The organism is Pseudovibrio sp. Ad26 (assembly GCF_001623285.1).
Taxonomy (GTDB): Bacteria; Pseudomonadota; Alphaproteobacteria; order Rhizobiales; family Stappiaceae; genus Pseudovibrio; species Pseudovibrio ascidiaceicola.
The window spans coordinates 152,114-175,116 of the sequence record NZ_LMCE01000049.1 but is presented as its reverse complement, the minus strand read 5'-3'; the positions used below and the strand labels follow the sequence as shown (position 1 = coordinate 175,116).

The following is a 23,003-nucleotide window of genomic DNA, read 5'->3' as shown; positions in this document are numbered from 1 at the left end:
GTCGTAGGATGATCGTGCTAAAGATGGTCCTCGACGAGTGCTTTTCACTCTCTTGGGCGACGATTTTAGGGCCTTGCTGATTGCCGTCAGCAGGGCCTTTCGTCATTCAGGGGTTACACCATCAGGCATCCTCCCCCTTCGTGTCTTCAAATTTGGCAATCAAGCCCGGCAGCTCTTTCAGCAAGAAGGAGCTAAAGTCACTCTGCGTCTTGCTATCAACGGAGAATACGGTCGCTTTGCCTGTGTGCTTGACGAGCACGTGCTTGTTTCCAAGCCATTCAGAGGATTTGGCAGCGCGAGTATGAGCTGCAACAGCAATCTCACCTGAAGAGGCTGTCGTGCTGGCCTCCAACTCGCTCGGCGTTTCCTGCAGCAACTGCAACACTTCACTAAACCGCTCATCACTGTGCAGTTCAGTGAACGAGTCCAGTGCAAACAGCGAGGTAATCGCTTTTTCGTGGTTTGGCGCCAGCTGACCTTCGTGGAAGAAGCTTGCCATCTCCTCCCAACGTGGCCGCCCGATTTTTGGGGCAGGCCCAATCACACGCAAAAACTCCTCAGGCATGGTTGCCGCCAGCTTGCGGAGTTTGGAAACGAGAGACTTGTCCTTGCCAATGGCTTTGACAATGAGTGTCTGCGGGTAATCTTGAGCAAGGCGGAAAACAAACAGACAGGTTTCAATGAAACTCAGGTCTTTCCGTTCATGGTTTTCCTGGCCTTGAGCCACAAGCAATTCTTCATCAGAGAGCGCTTTGATCACACCGCGGACAGGCTTGCCCAAGGCGCGGCAGGCTTTCCAACGACGGTGGCCATAAGCAATCTGATAAATGCCGTCTTCATCTGGCGCAGGGCGCACCAGAATGGGGACCTGTTGCCCGGTCTCAGCAATGGACTCTTTGAGCGCCTCAAATGCCGGATCAAACGCAACTTCCATACGGTCTGCAACAAAAGATGGTTGAACCTGTTCCGGGTTCAATTCCACCACGTTCACGGAGGTCGCCATTTGCGTGTTCAGTGTTTTCAACTCTTCACGCAGCTTGTCGCGTTCGTCCTTGATCAGGTTGATCTCGGCCGCGCCAATAGCACCGGATGACAAACGGGGGCGCGGCGCCGTTGCGTCCGCAACCATGCCTGCCATACCGCCGCCTGAAAACAGCGTATCTAATGCGTTTTTCCGGTCCTTAGCTTTGTTCATAGTGTTCGACCCCAAGAGCTGCGGAGAAGATCTTCAATTTCACGGTTTACCGAATCCATGGATTCAAGCGCACGCTTGAGCGTTTCGCGGCCAATGGCTCCCGGTTCCAACTCATAAAGCGACTTCTTTTCAAGGCCCGCATTGGCAACCGCAGTGGATTCCAAAGCTGGCGATGTCAGCACATCCTCACCAAAGAGGGCACGCAACAAGCCAACCACACGGGTTTGCGGGCTGTCATTCGGATTGTGACGGGTCACGAGGAACCGCATCCAATCCAGATTCATTTCGCCGCCATTGTTCTCAATCACAGCCATCAGGTCAGAGCTCATGCCGAGGAACTGGTTACAGCTTGCAAGGTCCAACATCTGAGGGTGCAGCGTGATGAGCAATCCGGTGGATGCAAACAGCGCGCCCAAAGTGAGGAAGCCCAACTGCGGCGGGCAATCGATCACAACGACATCATAGCGGTCATCAACTTCGCTCAGCACGTTGCGAATACGGCGGAAGAAGATGTTTTCGCCGGTAGACGCACCAGACGCGATCGCCGTTGGCACGATGTGCTCAAACTCAGCCAGCTCAAGGTTGGCCGGGACCAGATCCAGATTGTCAAAATAGGTCGGGCGGATCACGTCACCCAGCGTCCGGCGGCCTTCATCATAGCGCAGGGCACCAAACAAGGTGCAGTTTGGTTCAACGTCAAACTCAGGCTGCACACCAAACATGGCAGAAAGCGAGGCTTGCGGATCCAGATCAATCGCGAGAACGCGGTAGCCGCGCAGCGCCAGATAATGCGCCAGATGCGTGCTGGTGGTGGTCTTTGCGGAGCCGCCTTTAAAGTTGGCACACGCGATCACCTGCAGCTTTTCACCGTCGCGACGATGCGGCAGGATATTGACGGCTTCATCGCCTTTTTTGCGGGCGGCAAGCACTTCACGGATCGCATTGATCTGCTGCAACGTATAGCTGCGACGGCCATTGGCGAGACGGGTTGGTGTAGGACCTTCTCCGTCCAGATCCAGCTGGCGAATGGTGCTTTCAGAAACGCCGATAAGACGGGCAACATCGACAGAAGAGAACGAGCGCAGCAATTTATGCGCTTCAGGCGGATAAAGTTCTTGTCTTAACCGGTGCAGCTGGCCAGAAAGGAGCTGCGAATAACGGGAGATCTTCTCAGACGGAGTTTCCTCACGCAAAAGAGTGTTGTTGCCGTATTCCACTTCGCTTAGCCCTCAAACGGTTCTAGTCATCCACAAACGGAAAGTGCGCCCATATGGCCCGTGTTTGCGTCGAAAGGGTAACCAACCTGTAGTTCAGTTCAATCCCTTTTTGGTTAATCCTCATTAACACTTATGATCATCGCCTCATAAAGAGGCATAATTACTATTAATTTCAGATAGTTAGGTTATCTCAAAAACTTAAAAACGAGGCGTGCATAAAATCGACAAAACAACCGATCCATTTCTCCAGAAACATATTCCTGCGTCAGGTCGGCCCGACTCAACCATCCGGCTATTGATTCTCTCCCCTCTCCAGTGAGCAATAACACTGCCTGAGACAGGGGGGATAAGTTTTCTGAAACACCAGAGAGAAGCTGAGTATTTCATCGTATAACGGGGGGAGATTTTTCGCGGATTAGACGTGGTTTCCACTTAGAGCGTTGCTAATAGTTTCTGCCGTTTATACGCGAAGAAATAAGCCTACAGAGTATAGTTGAGAATATTTTATTAAAATAGCGAATAAACTCTATTTCTGTTCATCGAACTCTAAGTAAGTCTGATTCATATGCTCAATGAATAAGAGCGCACTTACACATTTTTTTAAAAATAATCGATAATTCGACATTATTTTCCATAAAACACTCTCGTTTTATTGGAAAGTTATGTCATTCCTACGCAATTTCATTGCTTTTATAGTTCAGATATTGTTTTACAATTGATGTAATAAGAAGGCCAATTCATATTTGCAATTTAACTTGGTCGGACAAGAAAACAAATGACATAGTTTCCATAGCTACGAAAAGAAACGCCAAATTGCATAGATAATAATTGTAAGGCAGATAACTTTGAAAATAGAGGATACCTTAGAAAGAGCCGTAACATCGGTCATTGCACAAAACGTCCCGTCATCCGCCTCTCTCATTGACAGGGCCTACGCGCACCTGCGGGCGGCAATTTTGTCTGGCCAGCTTGAGCCGGGCAGTAAATTGCGCATTCGCGAGATGTGCAGCACATTTGATGTTGGGCCTACACCTGTACGCGAAGCACTTTCCCGTCTCGTGTCTCAAGGACTGGTTGCCACGCAATCTCATAAGGGATTTTATATTCCAGAACTTACGCAAAAAGAGTTTCAGGATATTATTGATCAGCGCCGCCTTCTTGAAAGCGCAACGGTAAGAACCGCCGTTGAAAAGGGCGACGCTCAGTGGCGCGAAAGCGTGCTGGATGCCTACCATGCACTGCAGGAAATTGAGCGGACATGGCAAGCTTCACGGCGTGATTTCTGGAATGAATGGGAAGAAGCCAACCGCGTATTTCATATGACGTTGGTTGAGGGAGCAGGCTCCAGTTGGGCAAGCCGGTTCCTGCATATGCTTCATGACCAGTGCACCCGCTACCGCGCTGCGATGCGCCGTGCCGGGTTTATTTCAGAAGGCGTTCAGGATGATCACACTCAACTGATCAATGCTGTGCGCACTGGGGACGGTGAACTGGCCGAGCAAACGATCAAAGCACATGTTGATCGTCTACCTGCTCTTTGCATGCCATCTTAGAGCGCGTTCCGTTTGGTTGGTTTCAATCAAACGACAAGAATTCGCTCCACCAAAGATATTAGAGCGCGATGCGTGAATGTTAATGAACGCGGCGTGCTCTAATAGTTTGATATATTGAATTTATTGTCGGTGAGAGGCTTGCTCTCCCACCGCAATAGCCGGTGAGTGATCCAGAATTGCCTCTGGAGAGCGCAAACGCTGCCAGGTTTGATGAGCATCGGCCTGTGCAGTGATATCCTCGTATCCAAGCGCGCTGTAAAACTTCAACGCAGGCTGATTAATGCGGTGCACTTTCAACTCGTGCCTGCAGCCATAATTTTCCAGCAAAAACTGAAGTGCCTGTCGCCCGAACCCGCGTTTGTGGTGGGCGTAGTCTATGTACAGCGAATGCAGGAAGTGCTCTGGCGTGAAATACCCAATGAAGCCGATACGCTCTCCTGCATACTTCAAGACCCAGACATCCTCCCCCTCAACAAGGCTTTGAAACTGGCTGGCATCTACGAGGCTGGTGTAATCATAGGCAAACGTACGGCTCGCCACGCTCTCATAGAGCGCAGCGAGCACGTCGTGGTCATCAGATGTGTAGGGCAGGATTTGGAGCAAGCCTTGCCTTCCGTGTTCAGGGGCAGGCTTTACTGGCCGTCCAGACATTCTGGTGGCAAAACTTCTGTTGTGTTTTGCGAATCCAGGAAATGATCGAAACTGTGGCTACCCGCTTGCGTTTCAACCTGCTCATAAGCGGCGCGGGACTGAGAAACCATCGCTTCCTGGAACTTCAGACGCTCACCAGACAGCGGCATGGCTTTCAGGTGATCAGATTGGTTCTTGGAAAGATCAGCGATAAAGCCGGTGTAAGAGCCCTTCTGCTTCACGCCTTTCAAAATTTGAGCGGATGGTGTGAGCTCAGGATTGTCCAGCTTAGCCGCCTGCGCGTTCACAGCGTCTGTATGGCCTGTACCACCGTACACTTCATCCATGATCTGAGCTGTCAGACGCATATCATCAAGCACCTGATGGCCTGCTTCACGCAGTTCCATACCACCATCTCCGTAGGCTGGTAGCATCAGGTTTGGCAGGCGACCCTGCCAGGCAACCATGCGCTGCTGATCGTTGAGCGCCTGCTGCTCTCCAGAGGAGATACATGGGGATGGAGCAAGGGTCATGTGGGTCAGGAAGGCATTGAGGAAGTGAGCCTGCTGCTCACAAATCCCGATCGGATTGAGCGGATTGATGTCGAGAGAGCGCAATTCGATGTATTCAACACCACGGCGACACAGCGCAGCAATCGGGCGCTCGCCTTCCTTGGTGTTTCGCTTAGGCCGTGCAGAGCCATACAGCTCGTTTTCAAGCTGCAGCTGGTGTGTGTTGATCTGCTTGTAATCGCCTTCTTCCGCCACACCAATTTGCTCGTACTGGCGCACAGACGTTGCAAGAGCGCCGCGCAAGCCTTCAATGTAATCGCAAAGAGAGTTGTAGTGAATGTCCAGCTCACTCTGCACGACGCTGGTGTAACCCAGATCGCTCATGCGCAGAGACGTTGCATATTCGCCAAAATAAGTGTCATCACCCAGCATGGACAGGGTTGGATGCGGGGATGCCAGATAGCTTTTATCTACGGCAGGAGAAGCCCCAAACAGGTAAAGCACCAGCCAGCCATGACGCTGCAGGTTACGGATCAGGCCGAGATACCCGGCACTGCGGAAGTCCTGTAGGCTTCCGCCGGAGGTACACTGTTCATGAAACTCGTGCCAAAGGCCATCGGAGATGGAGAAGTTGTAGTGGATCCCGGAGATCGTCTGCATACGCTTGCCATAGCGATGCGCCAGTCCCTTGCGGTACAGCGTTTTGATCTGCGCCGCATTCGAGTTTCCATACTCCGCGATGCGGATCGTCTCATCGCCGGCAATTTCAGGCGGCATGGACGCATTCCACAAATACTCGCCATCATCCGTCTTACGCGCTGCAAAAGCCTGCAGTTCTTTCAGAAAATCCAGGCTCTCTGCAACAGAATGCACAGCAGGTGTGATGAACTCCACCTGAGCCTCAGAGAAATCTGTCGTGATAAACTTGTGCGTTAGCGTTTTACCCAGAGATTCCGGGTGATCACGCAATGACATAAAGCCATCTCTGCCAACACGCAGAGCTTCTTTTTCGATCCCCACGCGGAGTTCAGCAAGACCTTTTCGTACTGTGCTATTTTCCAACAGCTTCAGCGTGGCTTCACCTAATTTTGTCATTCTCGTTCCGTTAATCTGCGCAAAACGGCTATATGGGCTCAAAGTATCCTTGTGCACCTTTCGGTTCACTCTCTCATAGATACTTCCTAATTTCGTGGATGCAAGAGTACAAAACCTGTCGAATTTTCCTTAGTGTTTTATGCGCAACTTCCATCATTAATGCGTGAACCAAGTTCAATTCGAGAATAAAATTAAACTGAGAAAATGAAGAAATTACCCGTCTGACTATCAACATGCCAACAAGATGTATTCCTTAACCCGCTTCAATAATCAAAAAAAATATACTTCGGCAAAGCACCGCCTATCCACGACCTAAACTGCTGATTTCACCATGAAAGCTCCCGATTATCTTCACTAGCAAAGACATAAAACAGGAAACAGCACACTTGCATGCACCGAAATACAATCCTCTGATTCATAAAAAAACCGAGCATTCCTAAACCGCCTTACAAAGTTCGTGTGCATTTTGAACACTCTATCTGATATTTCGAACGCCGTGCATCATGCTGCATAGCCAGAAACTTCCATTCAAACCTTACTCGGCATCTAAACTTTGCTTGCTTTAAGCTGAAGTTCTCTCAGGAAAGTCACAGTCGCTCATCTCGCGTAAAACAGTCTGGTCCTTGCGAGTATTATCGAGAGTTACGGCAGGTCTGCTTGCAAAATCTTCAGTGGATCCAGTGTTGGATAACTCCTTGTCTTTCGGTGAGGTCACCACCACTCCTCACCATTTTTGAGGCTATCAGTAAAACAACCTCAGCAATTCTTATGGGTGTCATCCTTTTCATGCGCCCGTTACCTTTTGCAGATCGTCCTGAAGAGGCCCACGACTTGCAAATCAAGCTCCCTTTAAGCACTCTCGCAATCACTCTTCCCCTATTGGCAGGGTGCGTTTCTGATGAAGAACGCCTGCCACAGGCCTATTCGCCCTCCATCGAGATTCCACCGGGGGCAACGCTGATTACGGTCAACACCACGCCTGATGGTGCCTTCTGTTTTCTGGAAGGGTATCGGTCATCCATCTTTGTAAAGCACACGCCCGGCCCGATGGTTGTGCCCGCCGGCTTTGAGAGCAGAAATCTCATTTGCGAGTTGAAAGGCTACAAAACCACACAAGGCGCCGTGCTCCCCGGCCCACCGCCGCCAGATGGTGACAAGATCATCATCCAGCGCGTCTTCATTCCGGTTGGCGTGAATGTCCCCAACTCCAGCCCCGCAGGCGCGGTTGTGCCAGATGGCTTTGTTGGCACCTACCGCCGCTAACCCAGCACCGCCTCATAGCGGGTTTTGAAGTTGGCTGTGAGGTAATTCATCAATTCCCGCACCCGGTGCAGTTGGTGCCGTGTTGGCGGGCTCACCAGCCAAAGCGGTGTTGTCTGCTTCCATCCGGAAAGCATTTCCGTCAACTCGCCGCGTTTGATGAGTGCATCGGTGTAAACATCGGCAAGACGTGCAACACCCAAGCCCGCTGCCGCTGCCTGACACATGACACGGCCATTGGAGATTTGAAATCCCTTTTCCGCCTGCACCACAATGCGCTCTTGTCCGCGCGTGAAAATCCATTCCTGCACACTGCCGGAAATGAAAGGTAGACCTTTGAGATCAGAAGGGTGGCGGATTTTAGAATGAGCCGCCACAAAGGACGGGGACGCCACATAGCGTGTTGTGATGGTGTGCAGCTTGCGGGCAATCAGGGTGCTGTCTTCTAAATCTCCCATCCGCAACACAAGATCGTAGTCCGTCTCCAGCAAGTCTTCCCGGATGCTGGAAAAATCCAGTTTCACCTCAATCCCCGGATTGGCGTGCTGATACTCAATCACCAGCGGTGCAATCAACTCCTCCCCAATCAATCCGCCCACAGCGTTCATACGAATGGGGCCAGTCAGGCTGTCCGTCGCCTGCGATGCCAAATCAGATGCATCTTCAATCTGCTTCACGCCGGTGCGGCACATTTCATAGTAACGCTCACCAATTTCAGTCAGGCGCAGTTTGCGGGTGGTTCTAAACAACAGCTGCACATCCAGCTGCTCCTCCAACTGGCTCACCTGTTGGCTTAAGCTTGCTTTTGAAAGACCCGTTTCATCAGAGGCTAAGGTAAAACTGCCATGTTCTGCCACAGCCAGAAACGAGCGAAGGCCATTCCAGTAGATATTGTTCATTTCAGCCTAACAATCATTTCGGATTACCCATATTTATCAGCGTGATCATTTTTGTACAATCGCCTCAACACAACGCAAGTTCATCTTGCTCAAGAAAAAGCTAACTAGGCAGGAAAACAAAATGACAAAGCCACTTATCATTATCACTGGAGCAAGTTCCGGCATTGGTGCAGCCATTGCGAAGTCTTTCAGCGCGGCTGGCCATCCACTTCTTCTGCTTGCACGCCGGGTTGAGCAGATGGAAGCTCTGGGTCTTCCAAACACACTGTGCCGCGGCGTAGACGTCACCAGCCGTGAGCAGCTGATTGCAGCTGTTAAGGAAGCGGAAGAGAAATTCGGCCCTGCAGACGCACTCGTCAACAACGCTGGCTGCATGCTGCTGGGTGATCTGTCCGTTCAGGATCCAACTGAATGGGACCGCATGATCGACCTGAATGTGAAGGGTGTCCTCAATGGCATCCACGCAGTTCTGCCAGGCATGAAAGCGCGCAAGGGCGGCTCGATCATCAACGTCAGCTCCATTGCAGGCCGCAAAACATTCCCGGCACACGCAGCTTACTGCGGCACCAAGTTTGCCGTTCACGCCATCAGCGAAAACCTGCGTGAAGAAGTGGCAGCAGACAACGTGCGCGTCATGACCATTGCTCCGGGCGCTGTGCAGACTGAATTGCTGTCTCACACCACCTCTCAGGACATCATTGATGGTTACGAGCAGTGGAAGAAAGAAATGGGCGGCGTACTGGACCCACAGAACGTAGCTGACACTGTGCTGTTCGTTTACCAGCAGCCACAGAACGTCAACATCCGCGAAGTTCTGCTTGCAGCAACAGGCCAGCCTGCATAACGCAGAGCATCCACGATTTTATAAAAGCCGGTTCTCTCCCTGAGCCGGCTTTTTCTATGAAGCGAGTTCTTATCAATCAGAACGCGTTTTAAGAGTTCGGCACGTCGCTCAAATGGCGGGCAATGGCCTGAAACAGCGCGATCGACTTCATCTTCACCATCTCCTTATCGCGTTGATAGGACGGATAGGTCGAGGTTTTGGCGATCACCACATTTCGAGCCGGGTTGATATAGAGGAACTGGCCGTGAATGCCGATTGCGGTGAAGTCACCCTGATCGGATTCCAGCGGCAGCCACCACTGGTATTTGTAGCCAAGCGGTGAGGGGCTCTGCGGATTGTTGTAGCCGGGCATCAAGCGCGGCTCATCTGGCGTGACCGATGTGTTGATCCACTCTTCCGACACGATACGCTCGCCTTTGTGGTTCAAACCACCACGCTCCAGCACCATCCCAACCCGCAGCATATCACGCAGGCGGATGTTCACCCCGCCAAAGACAACCGGTTCACCTTCCTGATCCACCATGATTTCAGCAGAGGATTCAGCGCCAATCTTGGACCAGAGCTTCTCGTTGAACCATTCTTTATAGGGTTTGCCGGTCGCCCCACGCAGCACCCAGCCCACAACATGCGTATCAATAGAGGAATAGCGATTGTAGGTGCCTGGCTCCAGCTCACGCGGCACATCCTTGGTGAACTCATCCTGAGAACCCAGCAGGATTGCGACGACAGACTGGACGATGTCTGAATTCAGATCAGCGTAGTTCTCGTTCCAGCGGACACCCGACGACATTTCCAGCACGTCCTTCAGACGAACACCGTCATAAGCCGTACCCTTCAGCTCCGGCACATACTTGACGACCTGATCTTCCACACTCTCGATATGCCCTTCATCCAGTGCCACCCCAACAAGGATGGAAGCCATGGATTTGGAGACGGACATCTGAATGGCATGAGTCTCAGCGGTGTTCCCGCGATCATAATACTCATGAATCAGCTTACCATTGTGCATGATGGCAAGGCCGGTGGTGTGAGAATCCAGAATGTAATCTGCAGTAGAGGCTGCCTCGCCCTTATACATAAAGGTCGCTGGCATTGGTGATGCCTGATGCGCCCGCGGCAACTCATAGGTCTCATCTGGCGCTTTCACCGAGGTACTGGAATACTCTTTGTAAAGCGACCTGAATTTCTGATCGATGTTCTCAGGTTTGAATGCATCCGCATAAGCCATCACGGCACGGATCTCGGCAATGTCTTGCCGGAAGTAAAAAGCACCCACAGCAAGCAACAGCACAACGGCCAGAACACCCCAGCCAATCTTCTTCAACATGACGTCCCCCCATTCGCGGTGAAAGGTCAAAACCTCCAGAGCGAACCCAAACCTTACGCATAGGTTAAGCGCTTGTAAAGCGAGCCGCTGGCAACTTAAGAGCGGTGTATTACCCAAATAAACGCAATTAAAACATAAGCGCTCACACAACCTTTGCGGGTTTCCTGTTTAATGCAGCCGACCTTCTTTTCTCCAAGTGGTGGGTGCAACTGACATGCAAGCAAAAGCAATAACAACACTTATAGCATTGAGTTTCTTCGCATTTTCAACGGGTTATGGCGCCGCGCAAATCAACAACTTTGCTGACGACCCGGTCGCAAACGAAAACGCCAATCCGCTGAAGTCCGAATACCCCGACATCGTGAGCCCGGTTTCTGATTGTCCCGATATTGCAGAAAAATACCGCACAGGCGGCGCTGGCTCCGATCCACTGGGGTATCCGCCGAATTTTGGTTTCACCAACATGTCTGCTGCCGATCAGGAGGCTTGCATCAAGGAAATCAACAAGGATGGCAACATAAATGAGAAGCAGGAAACCCAGGAAGAGAACAACATCCTGCAGAATTGAGGGCGAGCTTGTGCTTCTCTAAGAGATTGTTATTGCAATGGTAAATAGATCTCGACAACGAGGTCTTCAGGAGCGGTGTTGGTCGGGCTATTCCAAAACATCTCATAACACGGGTGGTCCGCGACCTCTTCACCTGAGTTCGGCAGCCACACGCCATAAAGATAACAGAAAGCCGCCTGCAAACCTGCATACGGCCCCTGATGCCGCAGCACAGCACAACGCCCAGCTGGAATGCTATGTGCTTCAAGTCCCTCAGTATTTTCAAACATCGGCGGAACAACCGCCCCCACACGAGACCGCAACTCCGCCGGTGGCACGAGTGAAGGATCATCATAATAGATACCAACAAACGGCCCACATTTTCGAATTACCCCGCGAGAAGACAACATTGCCGCCAATTTGCTATAAACAACTCCCATGTCAGAATAGGAACCGCGATGGCAAAGAACCTGCAAGGTCTTTTCAGGCACATCTCTAATTTCGACTGGATGCATTGAAAAGATGCTGCTTTTCTCGGAGGCAATCTCTGGAGCCGCGCTTTTATTTTCACGAAACTGCCCCGGAGCAACACCATATTCTCCCTTAAACGCGCGAGAAAAGCTCTGCGCGCTCGGGTAGCCATATCTCTCAGCAATCTCGGTAACAGCTTGTTTTGTTTGAATAAGATCCAACGCAGCTCTGTTTAAACGAATACGACGGATTGAGCTCGCAAGCGTTTCACCGCGCATGCTCTGGAAAACCCGATGCCAGTGAAAGCGCGACATGCAGGCGACGTCAGCCAAAGCATCAAGGCTTAGATCTCCATCCAGATTCTCATAGATGTACTCAAGAACACGCAGCATTCGTTTTTCATAGGCTGCCTTGTTCTGCTCCGCTTTCACGTCCCGTTCCCTCTGCCTGTCATCATTTCTACCCTTACAACACAGAGGGACTGAACATATCTTGCTATCTTGACCTTAGAGCAGGCATGCCAAGCTGATTCATGAGGGAACTGAAGTCATTTTTACTAGCGACTTGTTTTGAGTAGTTCCACCTATCGCTGAATTCTCATGTCAGCTCATCTTACACGCTTTCTTTCAGAAACTGACAGTTCTTTGAGCTCCGACGGTGACTTAGTCACTTTCACGAGTAAATTTCTGAAATTTTACTTATAAAACGGTTGCTTTTCGGGCCTTGGCTCGGATAAAGCGGAGGCAACAATTGGCCAAGTATCGGGCTATGGCCTAATCAAAACAATCTAAGGATTGCAAATGACCGACGCAGCGTTGGCCCCAGCTCCTGTGCTTGATCAGGAAGCCAAGACCGAATTTCCTATTCCGGCAAACGTATTTGCCGAAAAAGTAGTGTCCGTAAAGCACTACACTGACCGCCTGTTTAAATTCCGCATTACGCGCCCAAGCTCTTTCCGTTTCCGCTCTGGTGAGTTTGTCATGATCGGCCTACCAAATGCTGAGAAGCCGGTTTTCCGTGCTTACTCCATCGCAAGCCCATCCTGGGACGAAGAGCTGGAGTTCTTCTCCATTAAAGTTCAGGACGGTCCGCTTACCGAGCACCTGCAGAAGATCCAGCCAGGCGATACCGTTCTTATGCGTAAGAAGCCGACTGGCACGCTCGTAAACGACGCCCTGATCCCAGGTCGACGTCTTTATATGTTCTCTACCGGTACTGGTGTTGCTCCGTTCGCATCCCTGATCCGTGATCCAGAAACCTATGAGAAGTTTGAGGAAGTTATTCTGACCCAGACTTGCCGCGAAGTGAATGAACTCACCTACGCGAAGGAACTGGTTGAGGAAGTGAAGAACGATCCACTCGTTGGTGAATTCGCAGCTGGAAAACTGCGCCTGCACACAGCAGCAACCCGCGAGCCATATCCTTGTCAGGAACGCATCACCAATCTGATCGAAAACGGCAAGCTTTTTGAAGACCTTGGCGTGCCGAAGCTTGATCCTGCCATTGACCGCGGCATGATCTGTGGCTCCATGGAGATGATCAACGACACCAAGGCGATCCTTGAAAAGCATGGCCTTGAAGAAGGCTCCAACGCTGCCCCATCTACATTCGTGGTTGAGCGCGCATTCGTTGGCTAAGCCTTTTGCTTCAAAATTTTGCGAGAAGCCCGCTGAGCATTCAGCGGGCTTTTCTTTTGCCTGCCCATCTCAGCTCACGCCTCTTCCGTCACTTTCATTGCATCTTCAAGGACTTGGTTAAACCGATCAAGCGCCCCTTCAAAGCGACCGTAAGTCAGATGCGTGTTGGCGCCGGATGCAAACCCTTGCTGAATCTCTTCGCCCAACTCAAAGTCTTCCTTCAAGGTCGTTGAGGTGATCGCTTGATTGCGGACCCAGTGCTTCTGCATTTCGTCAGTTTGTGGCATGGAGTTCGGGACCAGCGTAGCCAATCGGACCCGTGTGCGGTTAACGGCAAGCGGCTCACAATGCACCCAGACAACATGATCTTGCTGAACAAGCAGCTGCGTTCCAGGCAAAACTGAATAGATGATATTGGCATGTTCACGAATACTCCATTCGTCCTGAGGTTTGTCTCTCAGTTCAAACAGAGTGATGCGCGGCAACACGGACCGCATGTTCTCTCCCAGCATCTGATAACTGGAGAGGTTATCCGGAAAGTAGGGGCCAATCGTTTTGCGGTGGGCCACGCGGAAATGATAGGCCTCGATCCCGCCTTCAAGCAGTGTCTTCCAATTAGCCGCAATTTCAAAGGTTTCTTCCACCGCGATCCGATGATCAGCGAGCTCCAGCCATGACAAGTCATCGGAAAGTGGAGCAAGGCATTGCAGGATTTCCTCTGCATTCCGAATCTCTGGATCAGCAATGACCCAAATAAAGCCGTGGGCTTCCATAACTGGAAGTTCCCTCAAGCCATATTGAGAGCGATCCAGATCCGGAAAGCCTTGTTGCTCCTGTGGCACCGCTACCAAGTCGCCTTGGTTGGACCATGTCCATGCATGATACGGGCAGGAAAACCTTTGTTTACAGCCAGTTTCCTCTCTCACCAGCTTAGCACCACGGTGGCGACACACATTGAGGAACGCATGAGCTTCTCCCTCAGTATTTCTGGTCAACAGCACAGGAAGTCCGGAAACCGATCGGCTTAGGAAAGCATTTGCCTTGGGCAGTTCTGTAGATTGCGCAGCAACAACAGGCTTGCCGCGAAACAAAGCCGCCATTTCCTGAGCAAAGCGATCAGGGCAACTGTACCGTTCCACTGGGGAAAGCGTGACTTTCTCATCCAAGAACTTCTCGTTCTTCGCATCCAACCCAAGTAATTCAGCAATCAAACCAATTTCTTCATCCCGTGTCATGGCAAACCCTCCACTTACCGATTGGTAAGTATAAACTTACCACTTGGTAAGCTGTCAAGTTTATCCTATACAGAACGCAAAGGGAGCACGATTTGGATCAGCACACAGACAGCCCCAGAACGCGTTACATCACAGCGGCGAGCGCGGTCTTTGCACACAAGGGATATCACGCAGCAAGCCTCGCAGGCATTGCAGACCAACTTGGGGTGACCAAACAGGCACTGCTTCATTTCTTCGGTTCAAAGGTCGTGCTTTATGAGGAGGTGCTCAGCGCGCTTTCTGATCGGTTGTTGTCTTCAATCGAAAACGTCGAGGGGACGACGCCAGAAGCCAAACTGCGCACGTTCTTTCTTCACCTCTCACAGGATGCACTTTGCAATGTGGAGGACACGCAGTTGGTCGCCCGAGCCCTGCTGGATGCCCAGACAACCTCTGAAAACTGGCCGATGAAGCCCTTTCTGGATGCACTGGGCGCACTGGCCCACAAGACGAAACGCTGGTCAAAAGCCTCGGATGCTGAGTTATTTTGTTGGATTTACCAGCATATCGGCTCAATCCAGCACTTCGCTATTTCGCAGACCACACTCCGAGGCATGTATGGAGCAGAAGCTTTCGACGTGCTGAAGGAGACGCACCAAGCACAGCTCCGCGCGGCTCTTGCAGATCTGGAGAACGACCCGGTCTAGCCGTTCAACTCAAGCCGCTCGTGGATCTGAGTAATCTCGTCTTTCCATTGCACCTGCAGGTGAGGGGACTGTCTGTTAGGTCGCCGCGCCAGATCCGCTTCCATCAGCGTTTCCAACTCAATCAACCGTTCAAGCAATTCATCTTCACCCGAGTGATCCGGTTCAGGAGCACTTTCCCCAACCGTAGTCTCGACAACTGATTGTGAAGCAGCATCCACTTTGACAGCTTTCACCTGAACTTCAGCGATCAACGCATAAGCCGCATCCGCGTCATTAACTTCCTGCAGACGTCCATTTTGCACGACCCAGAACCGGTTGCACGTCGCTTCCACCAGATGCCTATCATGCGAGACCAACAAGAATGAACCGTTGAACGACTGAAGTTGGTTTGAAAGCTCGTTACGCCCGTAAAGATCCAGATGGTTGGTCGGCTCATCAAGCATCATCAGGTTGGCTTGCACCTGAGACAGAGAGACAAGCAACAGACGCGCACGCTCACCGCCGCTCAATTGAGAGACTTTCTGTGACAGCTGATTGTACTTGAAGCCAGCCGCAATAATGGTCTTTTCGCAGTCAGGCACCCGCAGATCGACACCAAGAGCTTCACCAACAGACACCATACCCTCAACCAGGTTAGCTTCCCCCGGAAGCTGTTGAAGCGTCTGATCATAAAACGCAATTCGGCATCGAGGATGAACCCGAACATCGCCCGCTTCACTCGTCCGTTTCTCCCAACAGCAGCGCAACAAGCTGGACTTACCCGTCCCGTTCGCCCCCATCACCGCAATCCGGTCACCGGGCCGCACAGCAATATCATCGACATTGTATAGGAACACATCCGCCACAGGCGGTGTAACGTTCAGGTCTTTCAGTTGAACCAGCCGGTCAGCCTGAATTTGCTCTCCGGCAATAGACAGGTTCCACGGATAAGCCTCGACGGCGTCAGTCTGGTCGTCCTTCATTCGGTCAACCATTTTTTCCATGGATTTGGCTTTGCGAGATAGGTCCTCGTTGTCGTACGTACGTCCCCAATCCGCGAGACGTTTGGCACTTGCCTCAACGCGCTTGATCTCTTTTTCCTCGGAGTCACGCCGGGCAATACGTGCTTGCGTCAAAACTTCATGCTCTGCCAAGGCCTTCGTGCAGGGCAGATCGAAGGCATGCAGTTTGCGATCCTGAAGGATCCAAGTGCGGTTGGTGACGGAATCGAGCAGGGTCACGTCATGAGAGATCATCAGAAAGCTGCCCTTCCATGATTTCAGGAAGCTTTCGAGCCACATGATTGTTGGCAGATCCAAATGGTTGCTTGGCTCATCCAGCAACAACAGGTTCGGCTCTGTCATCAAAGCACGTGCCAGCATGAGCCGTGTCATCTGGCCACCGCTGAGGTCTTTACAAAGCACAGCGGACTGGTGAGGTGCAAACCCCATTTCCGGCAGCATCACATCCACCTTCCAGTCCATCCAGTCACGCTTGTCCTTCGGCAGCGCATCACGAACAGCCTCAGCCAGCGTCAGTTCCATCAACTGCTTGGGAAGATGCTGCTCAACGCAGGAAACGACAGCAGCACGAGAAACCGAGATGCTGCCCTCACTTGATTCATTACGACCAGCAAGGATGTTGAGAAACGTCGACTTACCGCACCCGTTGTGGCCCACGAGCCCAATCCGGTCGCCTGCATTGAGCCCGAGGGAGAGGTTTTCGAACAACACACGCTCAGGCGACTGCTGCCACAGACCACTGCCGGTTATCAATGGATTGCTACTGGACTTCGCCACGGGACCGTGCCTCTCAACACATAAAACATTAAGAAAACGGATTAGAGAAAAATTGCGAAACTTCCAAGAGGGCGAGAGGTGTAATGCAGCAAGGGCACTTCAACTTAAGGGAGAACAGAGGATTTCGCGTCACACATATTCGCAGAAAACTAGGAATATACCTCACAAAAAGAATATAGTTTGAATGGTTTCAATCGACAAGAAAACCAAAATTCAGTGTCTGTCGAACACTTTAGCGAATCACAGTTTGTCTAGAGCTTTCATTCGTCACTCCTTATTTTAATCTGCCTTAATTTACTGTTTTCGCACAGTTTATACGATTGCCGTGATAGACGATCCGCACTAGTGGAAGTCGCGACTTGGGAACAATTTTTTGGCCTGCTCTCTTGGGTGCCAAGCACGAGTAATTGCAGGTAAGATTCTCTGATTGCGGGGAGCATCATCTGCCACTGGAAGCATTTTGCCAATCTCGTCATCCATTGGATGACCAAGTATAGATAAGCGTTCCGAATAATCTTTTATTTCCTGTGCGATCAAATGCACGACTGTGCCCTCTCGTTGCAAATAGCCGGCGACATATAGCAGGCGACCTGAGATAACTTCACGCCGGAATTTTTCGTAAACTTTAGGCCAGACAACCACGTTACAGACCCCGGTTTCATCTTCCAATGTAAGAAAAATCACCCCAGAGGCCGTACCCGGGCGTTGGCGTGTAATAACAAGACCACAGACTATTGTGTGGCCAAGTGGTGCATCCTGAAGGGCGGCATGAGTTGTAAGTTCAAGTATATCCGGACGCAGCAACTCCATGGGATGAGCGCGGAGAGAAAAGCGGGTAGAGAGGTAGTCTTCAACCACCTCTTCGCCCAGATGCATACTTGGCAGGTGGACTTTTGGCTCGAAAATAACTTCACCGTCCAGAGGGTCGTTGAATAGAGGCAAGGGTTCAGTCCCCTTAATTGCCTTCACCTGCCATAAGGCCTCTCGGCGATTGAGCCCCATACTGACGAAAGCATCAGCTTCAGCCAGTCTTTCTAGAGTTGCAGGACCAACACCAGCTCGATGCCAGATGCTTTGTGGGTCCGGGTAGCCATTGCCCCGTGCAGCGACAATCCAGAGAGCTTCGTCCTCTTTAAATCCTTTAATCTGTCGAAAACCAAGTTGAATAGCGAGCTTACCGTCCGTGCGCCATTCTAACTTATTGTTCCAATGACTGCGATTCGCACAAATAGGACGTATTTCCACATCATGCTCTCTTGCATCACGTATAATTTGTGCTGGAGCATAAAACCCCATCGGCTGAGAATTCAACAAAGCGCAGGCAAAAGCTGCCGGATGATGGCATTTAAGCCATGCAGAAACATAGGCAAGGAGTGCGAAAGCCGCGGCATGACTTTCGGGAAAACCATAGTTACCAAAACCCTCAATTTGAGAGAAGCAGCGTTCTGCAAATTCCAACTCATAACCACGCTTCAGCATACCCTTTACAAAACGTTCCTTAAACGAACTTATGGTGCCCATACGCTTGAAAGTGGCTAGAGATCGGCGTAAACGGTCAGCTTCAGCTGGCGTAAAACCAGCTGCAACTTCGGCAATACGCATGGCTTGTTCCTGAAACAAAGGCACACCAAGGGTTTTGCCTAAAACCTCTTCCAGATCTTGAGAGGGATATGTGACCTTCTCTTTGCCCTGACGACGTTTGATGTAAGGATGCACCATCCCTCCCTGAATGGGACCAGGGCGGACAATGGCCACTTCGATCACGAGGTCATATAAATTACGCGGGCGCATACGCGGTAGAAAATTCATCTGGGCACGACTTTCTACCTGAAACACACCAATGGCATCTGCTGCGCACAACATATCGTAAGTTCTGCCATCATCCTGAGGCACGGTATCAATTGTAAGCTGATTACCGTGTTTTTCCTCAATCAATGCGAAGCACTTACGAATGCAAGTGAGCATGCCGAGACTCAGAACGTCGATCTTGAGGATACCAAGAGCATCGATATCATCCTTGTCCCATTCAATGATGGTCCGATCTTCCATCGCTGCATTTTCAATGGGGCACAACTCATCCAGACGGCCTTTAGTTATAATGAAACCGCCCACATGCTGGGATAAATGGCGAGGAAAGCCAATGATTTCTTTAATCAAGTGGATGGTAAGTGCCAGGCGTTGATTTGAGCCATTTAACCCCAGTGCCTTCAAACGTTCTTCTGGTACTCCTTGACTGGAAGATCCCCACATCTGCCCGGAAAGGTTCGCAAGTAAATCTTGCGACAATCCCATTACTTTCCCTACTTCTCGAATGGCTGCCCGGGAACGGAAGTGAATAACAGTAGCGCACAGGCCCGCTCGGTGCCGACCATACTTTTTATAGATATGCTGAATAACCTCTTCACGGCGCTCATGCTCAAAATCAACATCAATGTCTGGCGGCTCACCACGATGTTCTGAGATAAATCGTTCAAACACCATAGAGATGGTTTCCGGGGCAACATCTGTTATACCCAAAGCGAAACAGATAATTGAGTTGGCTGCTGACCCCCGTCCCTGACACAAAATATCTCTGGAACGGGCAAAAGATATAATATCATGCACTGTGAGGAAATAGGCGGCGAAGCCTAGCTTATCGACCAGTGCCAACTCCTTTTTAACAAGGCCTTGTACTTTTGGGCTTTCACCTTTGGGATAACGACGCTTGATACCTGCGAGTGTCAATCGCTTCAAACGCCCCTGAGCTGTTTCTATTGCGTTGCCTTCCTCTGGATAGTCATAGGAAAGTTCACTCAGGCAAAAAGAGCACCTATTGGCAATTTCTAGCGTACGCTTGATGGCTGCAGGATGAGCACGAAACAGAGACGCCATATCAGAGAAGGGTTTCAAACGCCGCTCGCTATTGGGCAAGGCCCGACGGCCAATTTGATCGATAGTGATACCTTCACGGATGCAGGTCAGGACATCAGCAAGTTGGCGCCGATTGCCGCGGTGCATAAGGACATCTCCCAGAGCCACCATAGGAGCAGCAAGGCGTAAGGAGAGCTTGGCACAAGCATTAAAATAAGCTTGATCATTGCCATCATATTGCGGAGCGGCTCCAAGAAAGACATGGGAGGGAAAGGCTTGCACCGCCTGCTGGATATGTTCTGCAACAGCACTGCAATCTAAGAAAACTTGCGGCAAGGCTATGAGTACCATACCGCTACCTTCTTCCAGTAAATCTTTATATAATAACTTACATTGGCCTTTATCAGTACGACGCTTTCCTTTACTCAGCAGACTAGACAAGCGGGCATAGGCATCCCGATCTTGCGCTAAGGCAATCCAGTGGATTGGGCTATCTTCAAGAACCAAACGGCACCCAATCACCAAACGCGGCAGGGGGAATGTTGGAGTTTGCAAATCATTTTTGTCTTCCTGTTCATCCATCTGATGGCTGGAAGCAATAAGTTGTGCTTCATCTCGTTTTCGAGTGATTTCCTTTAAAGCAGAATACGCTCTCACCACTCCTGCCAATGAATTATGATCTGTGATTGCAATAGCTGACAAGCCCAAGTGAGCTGCACGTGCCATCAGCTCCTCTGGATGAGAGGCTCCATTAAGAAAAGTGAAATTGGAAGTAACGCATAGCTCGGCATAACTCATGCAAACTCTCCTTGCACAAACCACGCCGGGTGCCGTGGGGTGTAAAACATCCAGAGCCTGCGCCCTTGTTTAGTTTCTATGTGCCAGTAATCTCGAACACCAGAACGCCAACTCGGATCATCCAACCACCATTCTGGGGCAATACGTTCAGGCCCAGTAGCTTTAACAAGAGAGAAATGCATACGCCGCCAACAAAACTTACGAGGCGGTATTTTGCTCGTGGCATTAATAGGTTCCGGCGAGAATAATCGCAAAGGACGTTGCGATCCTTGGTTCCGCGGCCATTTGCTTTCTGGCGAAGTATAGGCCGCAGAAGCCTCTACAAATGCTCGCTCAGGTACATGACTTTCTGCTGGCAGAAAGCGGATGATATTGTCCAACCCAATACGGCTGCCAAGACGTGTAATGAGATCATCTAGAGCATCTCCAGAGTCCTGGTGAGCTGTGTTTGCGTCCACCTGTACCAGAGGGAGAGGCTCAACATCGAATGCTTCTAAACGCAGCTGATCAATACCATAACCCGCATCTAACTCTCTCACACTGCGTTCAAACAAAGGCAGGATGCATTCAGCCTCTCGCATTGGACGGGCAAGGCGCAACTCTGCCTGAACAGCTGCCTGATCAACCCGCTGACAGGTCAAACGTAAGGCCCGGGCACCAGATTCTTGCCGCTTTAGCTTATTGCAAATACGATTCAGTAGGCGTTCAAGGCCTGCTATAACATCGCCATAAAGACCGATCGGATCCGGAAAGGTAATGCGAGCAGCATAAGAGATTTTTGGAGCTTTAGGTTCAATCTGCTCCGACTGGTCCCCTAGAGCCTGATCCATACGGCGGACCACATCAAGACTGAAACGACGACTGATTGTTGCCCGAGGCATAGCCATCAATTCTCCAATGGTACGCAGGCCAAGGCGCTGTAAGGCTGTACAGGTAGCATCATCCAGCCGAAGAGCAGCTACAGGCAAAGGGCTGAGAGCAATTTTGAGTTTGCCTTGAGGAACGATACCTTTGCTATAACGGGAAATAGCCCAGGCTGCACCGCGAGTACCAGCCAGACCTGAACGCACATGTAAACGAGAATGGGTAAGACGCTGATGGATATCTTCCAGCATCTCTTCCTCTCCACCAAGCAAATGAGTGGAGCCTGTTACATCTAAGAGGAGGCTATCGTTGCTATCAAACCCCACCCAAGGACAATACCGATTTGCCCAACGTAATAAAGCACTCAGGAAATGGTGATCCGCATGGAGGTTAGCAGGCCCAGTCCGTAGATCGGGGCAAAGGGCTCTAGCATCAGATAGGCCCATGCCTTGCACCAGCCCTTGCTGAACCGCCTGAGAGTTGAGGCAATAAAGCCGTTCCATGTTTTTCTCATGATGGATTACCGCAAAGGGGACCTCAACCGGATTGATCCGCAGTATGCGATCACTGGCAAGCCTCGGAAACCACAATGATACGATGCGCCTGTGCATCCCAACAAACCTTCCAACTATCTAATGTTCCCTTTTTGTTCTTAATTAACTCCCAATGCAGAACTGTCAATCCTGCGGTCTTGGAGTTATGCTCATCACTCACAGAAGTTGGACATTCTGGAGAACATTGCCAGCGAGTTTGTGCTGCATTGCTACCCATTCCTTCTGAAACTATAAGAATGCCTGTCGCCTTCCCCATCTCTGCGGCAAGTTGCAAGCGACGGCCTGCTGTAAGATCCAGCGGGCGATAAAGCTCCGTAATGACATGAGATACCGCGCCAGAACGCAGGGCCTCTTCTGCACAAGATAACAGCATTTGTTGATTTTTCGCTCTGGCCAGGATGATCCGTGAGGGATCGCAAAAAGGGATCATACCAACAGGATTGACGATATCACTTTGCCAATCTAGCTGAAGCCAAAGGATAGCACGTGCATTGTCGCTCTGGTCTGTACCGCAAGCCATAGCAGCAAAAGCCGACGCACCAGCTCCGCAAACTTCGTGGGCTCGCCCAATTTCAAGTGGGAAAAATTGCTCTAGTTCTGCCATACATGCAGAATATCACCTAGCGCCAGAACATATCAAGAACAAATGCTTTTATGGTAAACATCTATCTCGCATCACTTACTCATAACCATATGACCTAAGATGTTTCACTGTTGTCCTTTATAATCTCACAATATATGCAGATCGCAGAAAAGGCCGGTGGCGCACTGACGCCGTGATTTCCCAGACTTGAAAGAACAGAAACCTCAGATGTCGATCTCTACCCAACTCTCCGTAAATCCAAAGCAAAACAATTGGGTGTTTTTCACCGTTACTGCATCCGCACTTGCTCTCACGGCTGTAATTGGCTTTGCCTACCTTGCTAATCCGAACCCGACTTCGAAGCTGCATTTTGCCAAAACTGAAATCAAGCATTGCACAGTAGCTGGAGCAACTGCTGTTCTGGGATCTCGCGGTGAATGGAACTGCATTGCGGCGCAGTGACCACGA

The 23,003-nt window shown here is 50.8% G+C and carries 19 protein-coding genes; 7 read left to right on the top strand and 12 right to left on the bottom strand.

Annotated elements, in window-relative coordinates:
* Positions 1-121: 121 nt before the first annotated feature.
* A complete protein-coding gene (gene repB, locus PsAD26_RS09755) occupies positions 122-1,195 on the bottom strand; it encodes a plasmid partitioning protein RepB (protein ID WP_063310228.1) in 1,074 nt (357 codons plus the stop codon).
* Positions 1,192-2,412, bottom strand: a complete 1,221-nt coding sequence (gene repA, locus PsAD26_RS09750) for a plasmid partitioning protein RepA (RefSeq protein WP_063310227.1) — start codon at positions 2,410-2,412, stop codon at positions 1,192-1,194. Before repA ends, repB begins: the two co-directional genes overlap by 4 nt.
* A gap of 845 nt (positions 2,413-3,257) precedes the next feature.
* Here repA and PsAD26_RS09745 point away from each other — a divergent pair.
* Positions 3,258-3,965 (top strand): GntR family transcriptional regulator, encoded by a 708-nt coding sequence (locus PsAD26_RS09745; RefSeq protein WP_275507197.1) that lies wholly within the window; start codon positions 3,258-3,260, stop codon positions 3,963-3,965.
* 120 nt (positions 3,966-4,085) lie between these two features.
* Here the strand turns inward: PsAD26_RS09745 and PsAD26_RS09740 are convergent, their stop codons facing one another.
* Positions 4,086-4,616 (bottom strand): GNAT family N-acetyltransferase, encoded by a 531-nt coding sequence (locus PsAD26_RS09740; RefSeq protein WP_084403632.1) that lies wholly within the window; start codon positions 4,614-4,616, stop codon positions 4,086-4,088.
* Complete coding sequence (gene gshA / locus PsAD26_RS09735; RefSeq protein ID WP_063295862.1) at positions 4,598-6,202, bottom strand: glutamate--cysteine ligase; 1,605 nt, start codon at positions 6,200-6,202, stop codon at positions 4,598-4,600. Before gshA ends, PsAD26_RS09740 begins: the two co-directional genes overlap by 19 nt.
* Positions 6,203-6,988: 786 nt before the next feature.
* Here gshA and PsAD26_RS09730 point away from each other — a divergent pair.
* Positions 6,989-7,465: a hypothetical protein gene (locus tag PsAD26_RS09730; RefSeq protein ID WP_153041479.1), complete on the top strand. Its 477-nt coding sequence runs from the start codon at positions 6,989-6,991 to the stop codon at positions 7,463-7,465.
* Here PsAD26_RS09730 and PsAD26_RS09725 read toward each other — a convergent pair.
* Entirely contained in the window at positions 7,462-8,361 is a 900-nt protein-coding gene (locus PsAD26_RS09725; protein ID WP_063310225.1) for a LysR family transcriptional regulator, read from the bottom strand. The genes PsAD26_RS09730 and PsAD26_RS09725 overlap by 4 nt on opposite strands.
* Before the next feature lie 121 nt (positions 8,362-8,482).
* On the opposite strand from PsAD26_RS09725, the gene PsAD26_RS09720 reads away from it, so the two are divergent.
* Positions 8,483-9,205: an SDR family oxidoreductase gene (locus tag PsAD26_RS09720; RefSeq protein WP_063310224.1), complete on the top strand. Its 723-nt coding sequence runs from the start codon at positions 8,483-8,485 to the stop codon at positions 9,203-9,205.
* A gap of 88 nt (positions 9,206-9,293) precedes the next feature.
* Here the strand turns inward: PsAD26_RS09720 and PsAD26_RS09715 are convergent, their stop codons facing one another.
* Positions 9,294-10,532: a serine hydrolase gene (locus PsAD26_RS09715; protein ID WP_063310223.1), complete on the bottom strand. Its 1,239-nt coding sequence runs from the start codon at positions 10,530-10,532 to the stop codon at positions 9,294-9,296.
* Between the two features lie 214 nt (positions 10,533-10,746).
* Here PsAD26_RS09715 and PsAD26_RS09710 point away from each other — a divergent pair, with 214 nt between their 5' ends.
* On the top strand, positions 10,747-11,100 hold the full coding sequence (locus tag PsAD26_RS09710) for a hypothetical protein (protein ID WP_063310222.1): 354 nt from the start codon (positions 10,747-10,749) through the stop codon (positions 11,098-11,100).
* 29 nt (positions 11,101-11,129) lie between these two features.
* Here PsAD26_RS09710 and PsAD26_RS09705 read toward each other — a convergent pair whose 3' ends face one another.
* Entirely contained in the window at positions 11,130-11,981 is an 852-nt protein-coding gene (locus PsAD26_RS09705; protein WP_063310221.1) for an AraC family transcriptional regulator, read from the bottom strand.
* 369 nt (positions 11,982-12,350) lie between these two features.
* Between PsAD26_RS09705 and PsAD26_RS09700 the strand changes: the two genes are divergently transcribed.
* Positions 12,351-13,187, top strand: a complete 837-nt coding sequence (locus PsAD26_RS09700) for a ferredoxin--NADP reductase (RefSeq protein WP_084403631.1) — start codon at positions 12,351-12,353, stop codon at positions 13,185-13,187.
* A gap of 74 nt (positions 13,188-13,261) precedes the next feature.
* On the opposite strand, the gene PsAD26_RS09695 is transcribed toward PsAD26_RS09700, so the two are convergent.
* The gene (locus PsAD26_RS09695) at positions 13,262-14,422 is read right to left on the bottom strand and encodes an SRPBCC family protein (RefSeq protein WP_063310220.1); all 1,161 of its coding nucleotides are present in this window, start codon (positions 14,420-14,422) and stop codon (positions 13,262-13,264) included.
* Positions 14,423-14,514: 92 nt separating this feature from the next.
* On the opposite strand from PsAD26_RS09695, the gene PsAD26_RS09690 reads away from it, so the two are divergent.
* Complete coding sequence (locus PsAD26_RS09690) at positions 14,515-15,108, top strand: TetR/AcrR family transcriptional regulator (protein ID WP_063310219.1); 594 nt, start codon at positions 14,515-14,517, stop codon at positions 15,106-15,108.
* Here the strand turns inward: PsAD26_RS09690 and PsAD26_RS09685 are convergent.
* From PsAD26_RS09685 to PsAD26_RS09670, 4 genes are all read right to left on the bottom strand, one after another.
* Complete coding sequence (locus PsAD26_RS09685; RefSeq protein ID WP_063310218.1) at positions 15,105-16,886, bottom strand: ABC-F family ATP-binding cassette domain-containing protein; 1,782 nt, start codon at positions 16,884-16,886, stop codon at positions 15,105-15,107. The genes PsAD26_RS09690 and PsAD26_RS09685 overlap by 4 nt on opposite strands.
* Before the next feature lie 342 nt (positions 16,887-17,228).
* A complete protein-coding gene (locus tag PsAD26_RS09680) occupies positions 17,229-20,534 on the bottom strand; it encodes an error-prone DNA polymerase (protein WP_084403630.1) in 3,306 nt (1,101 codons plus the stop codon).
* Positions 20,531-22,009: a DNA polymerase Y family protein gene (locus PsAD26_RS09675; protein ID WP_084403629.1), complete on the bottom strand. Its 1,479-nt coding sequence runs from the start codon at positions 22,007-22,009 to the stop codon at positions 20,531-20,533. Before PsAD26_RS09675 ends, PsAD26_RS09680 begins: the two co-directional genes overlap by 4 nt.
* On the bottom strand, positions 21,963-22,556 hold the full coding sequence (locus PsAD26_RS09670; RefSeq protein ID WP_063310216.1) for a hypothetical protein: 594 nt from the start codon (positions 22,554-22,556) through the stop codon (positions 21,963-21,965). Before PsAD26_RS09670 ends, PsAD26_RS09675 begins: the two co-directional genes overlap by 47 nt.
* A gap of 207 nt (positions 22,557-22,763) precedes the next feature.
* Here PsAD26_RS09670 and PsAD26_RS09665 point away from each other — a divergent pair, with 207 nt between their 5' ends.
* Complete coding sequence (locus tag PsAD26_RS09665) at positions 22,764-22,997, top strand: hypothetical protein (RefSeq protein WP_063310215.1); 234 nt, start codon at positions 22,764-22,766, stop codon at positions 22,995-22,997.
* Positions 22,998-23,003 lie beyond the last annotated feature (6 nt).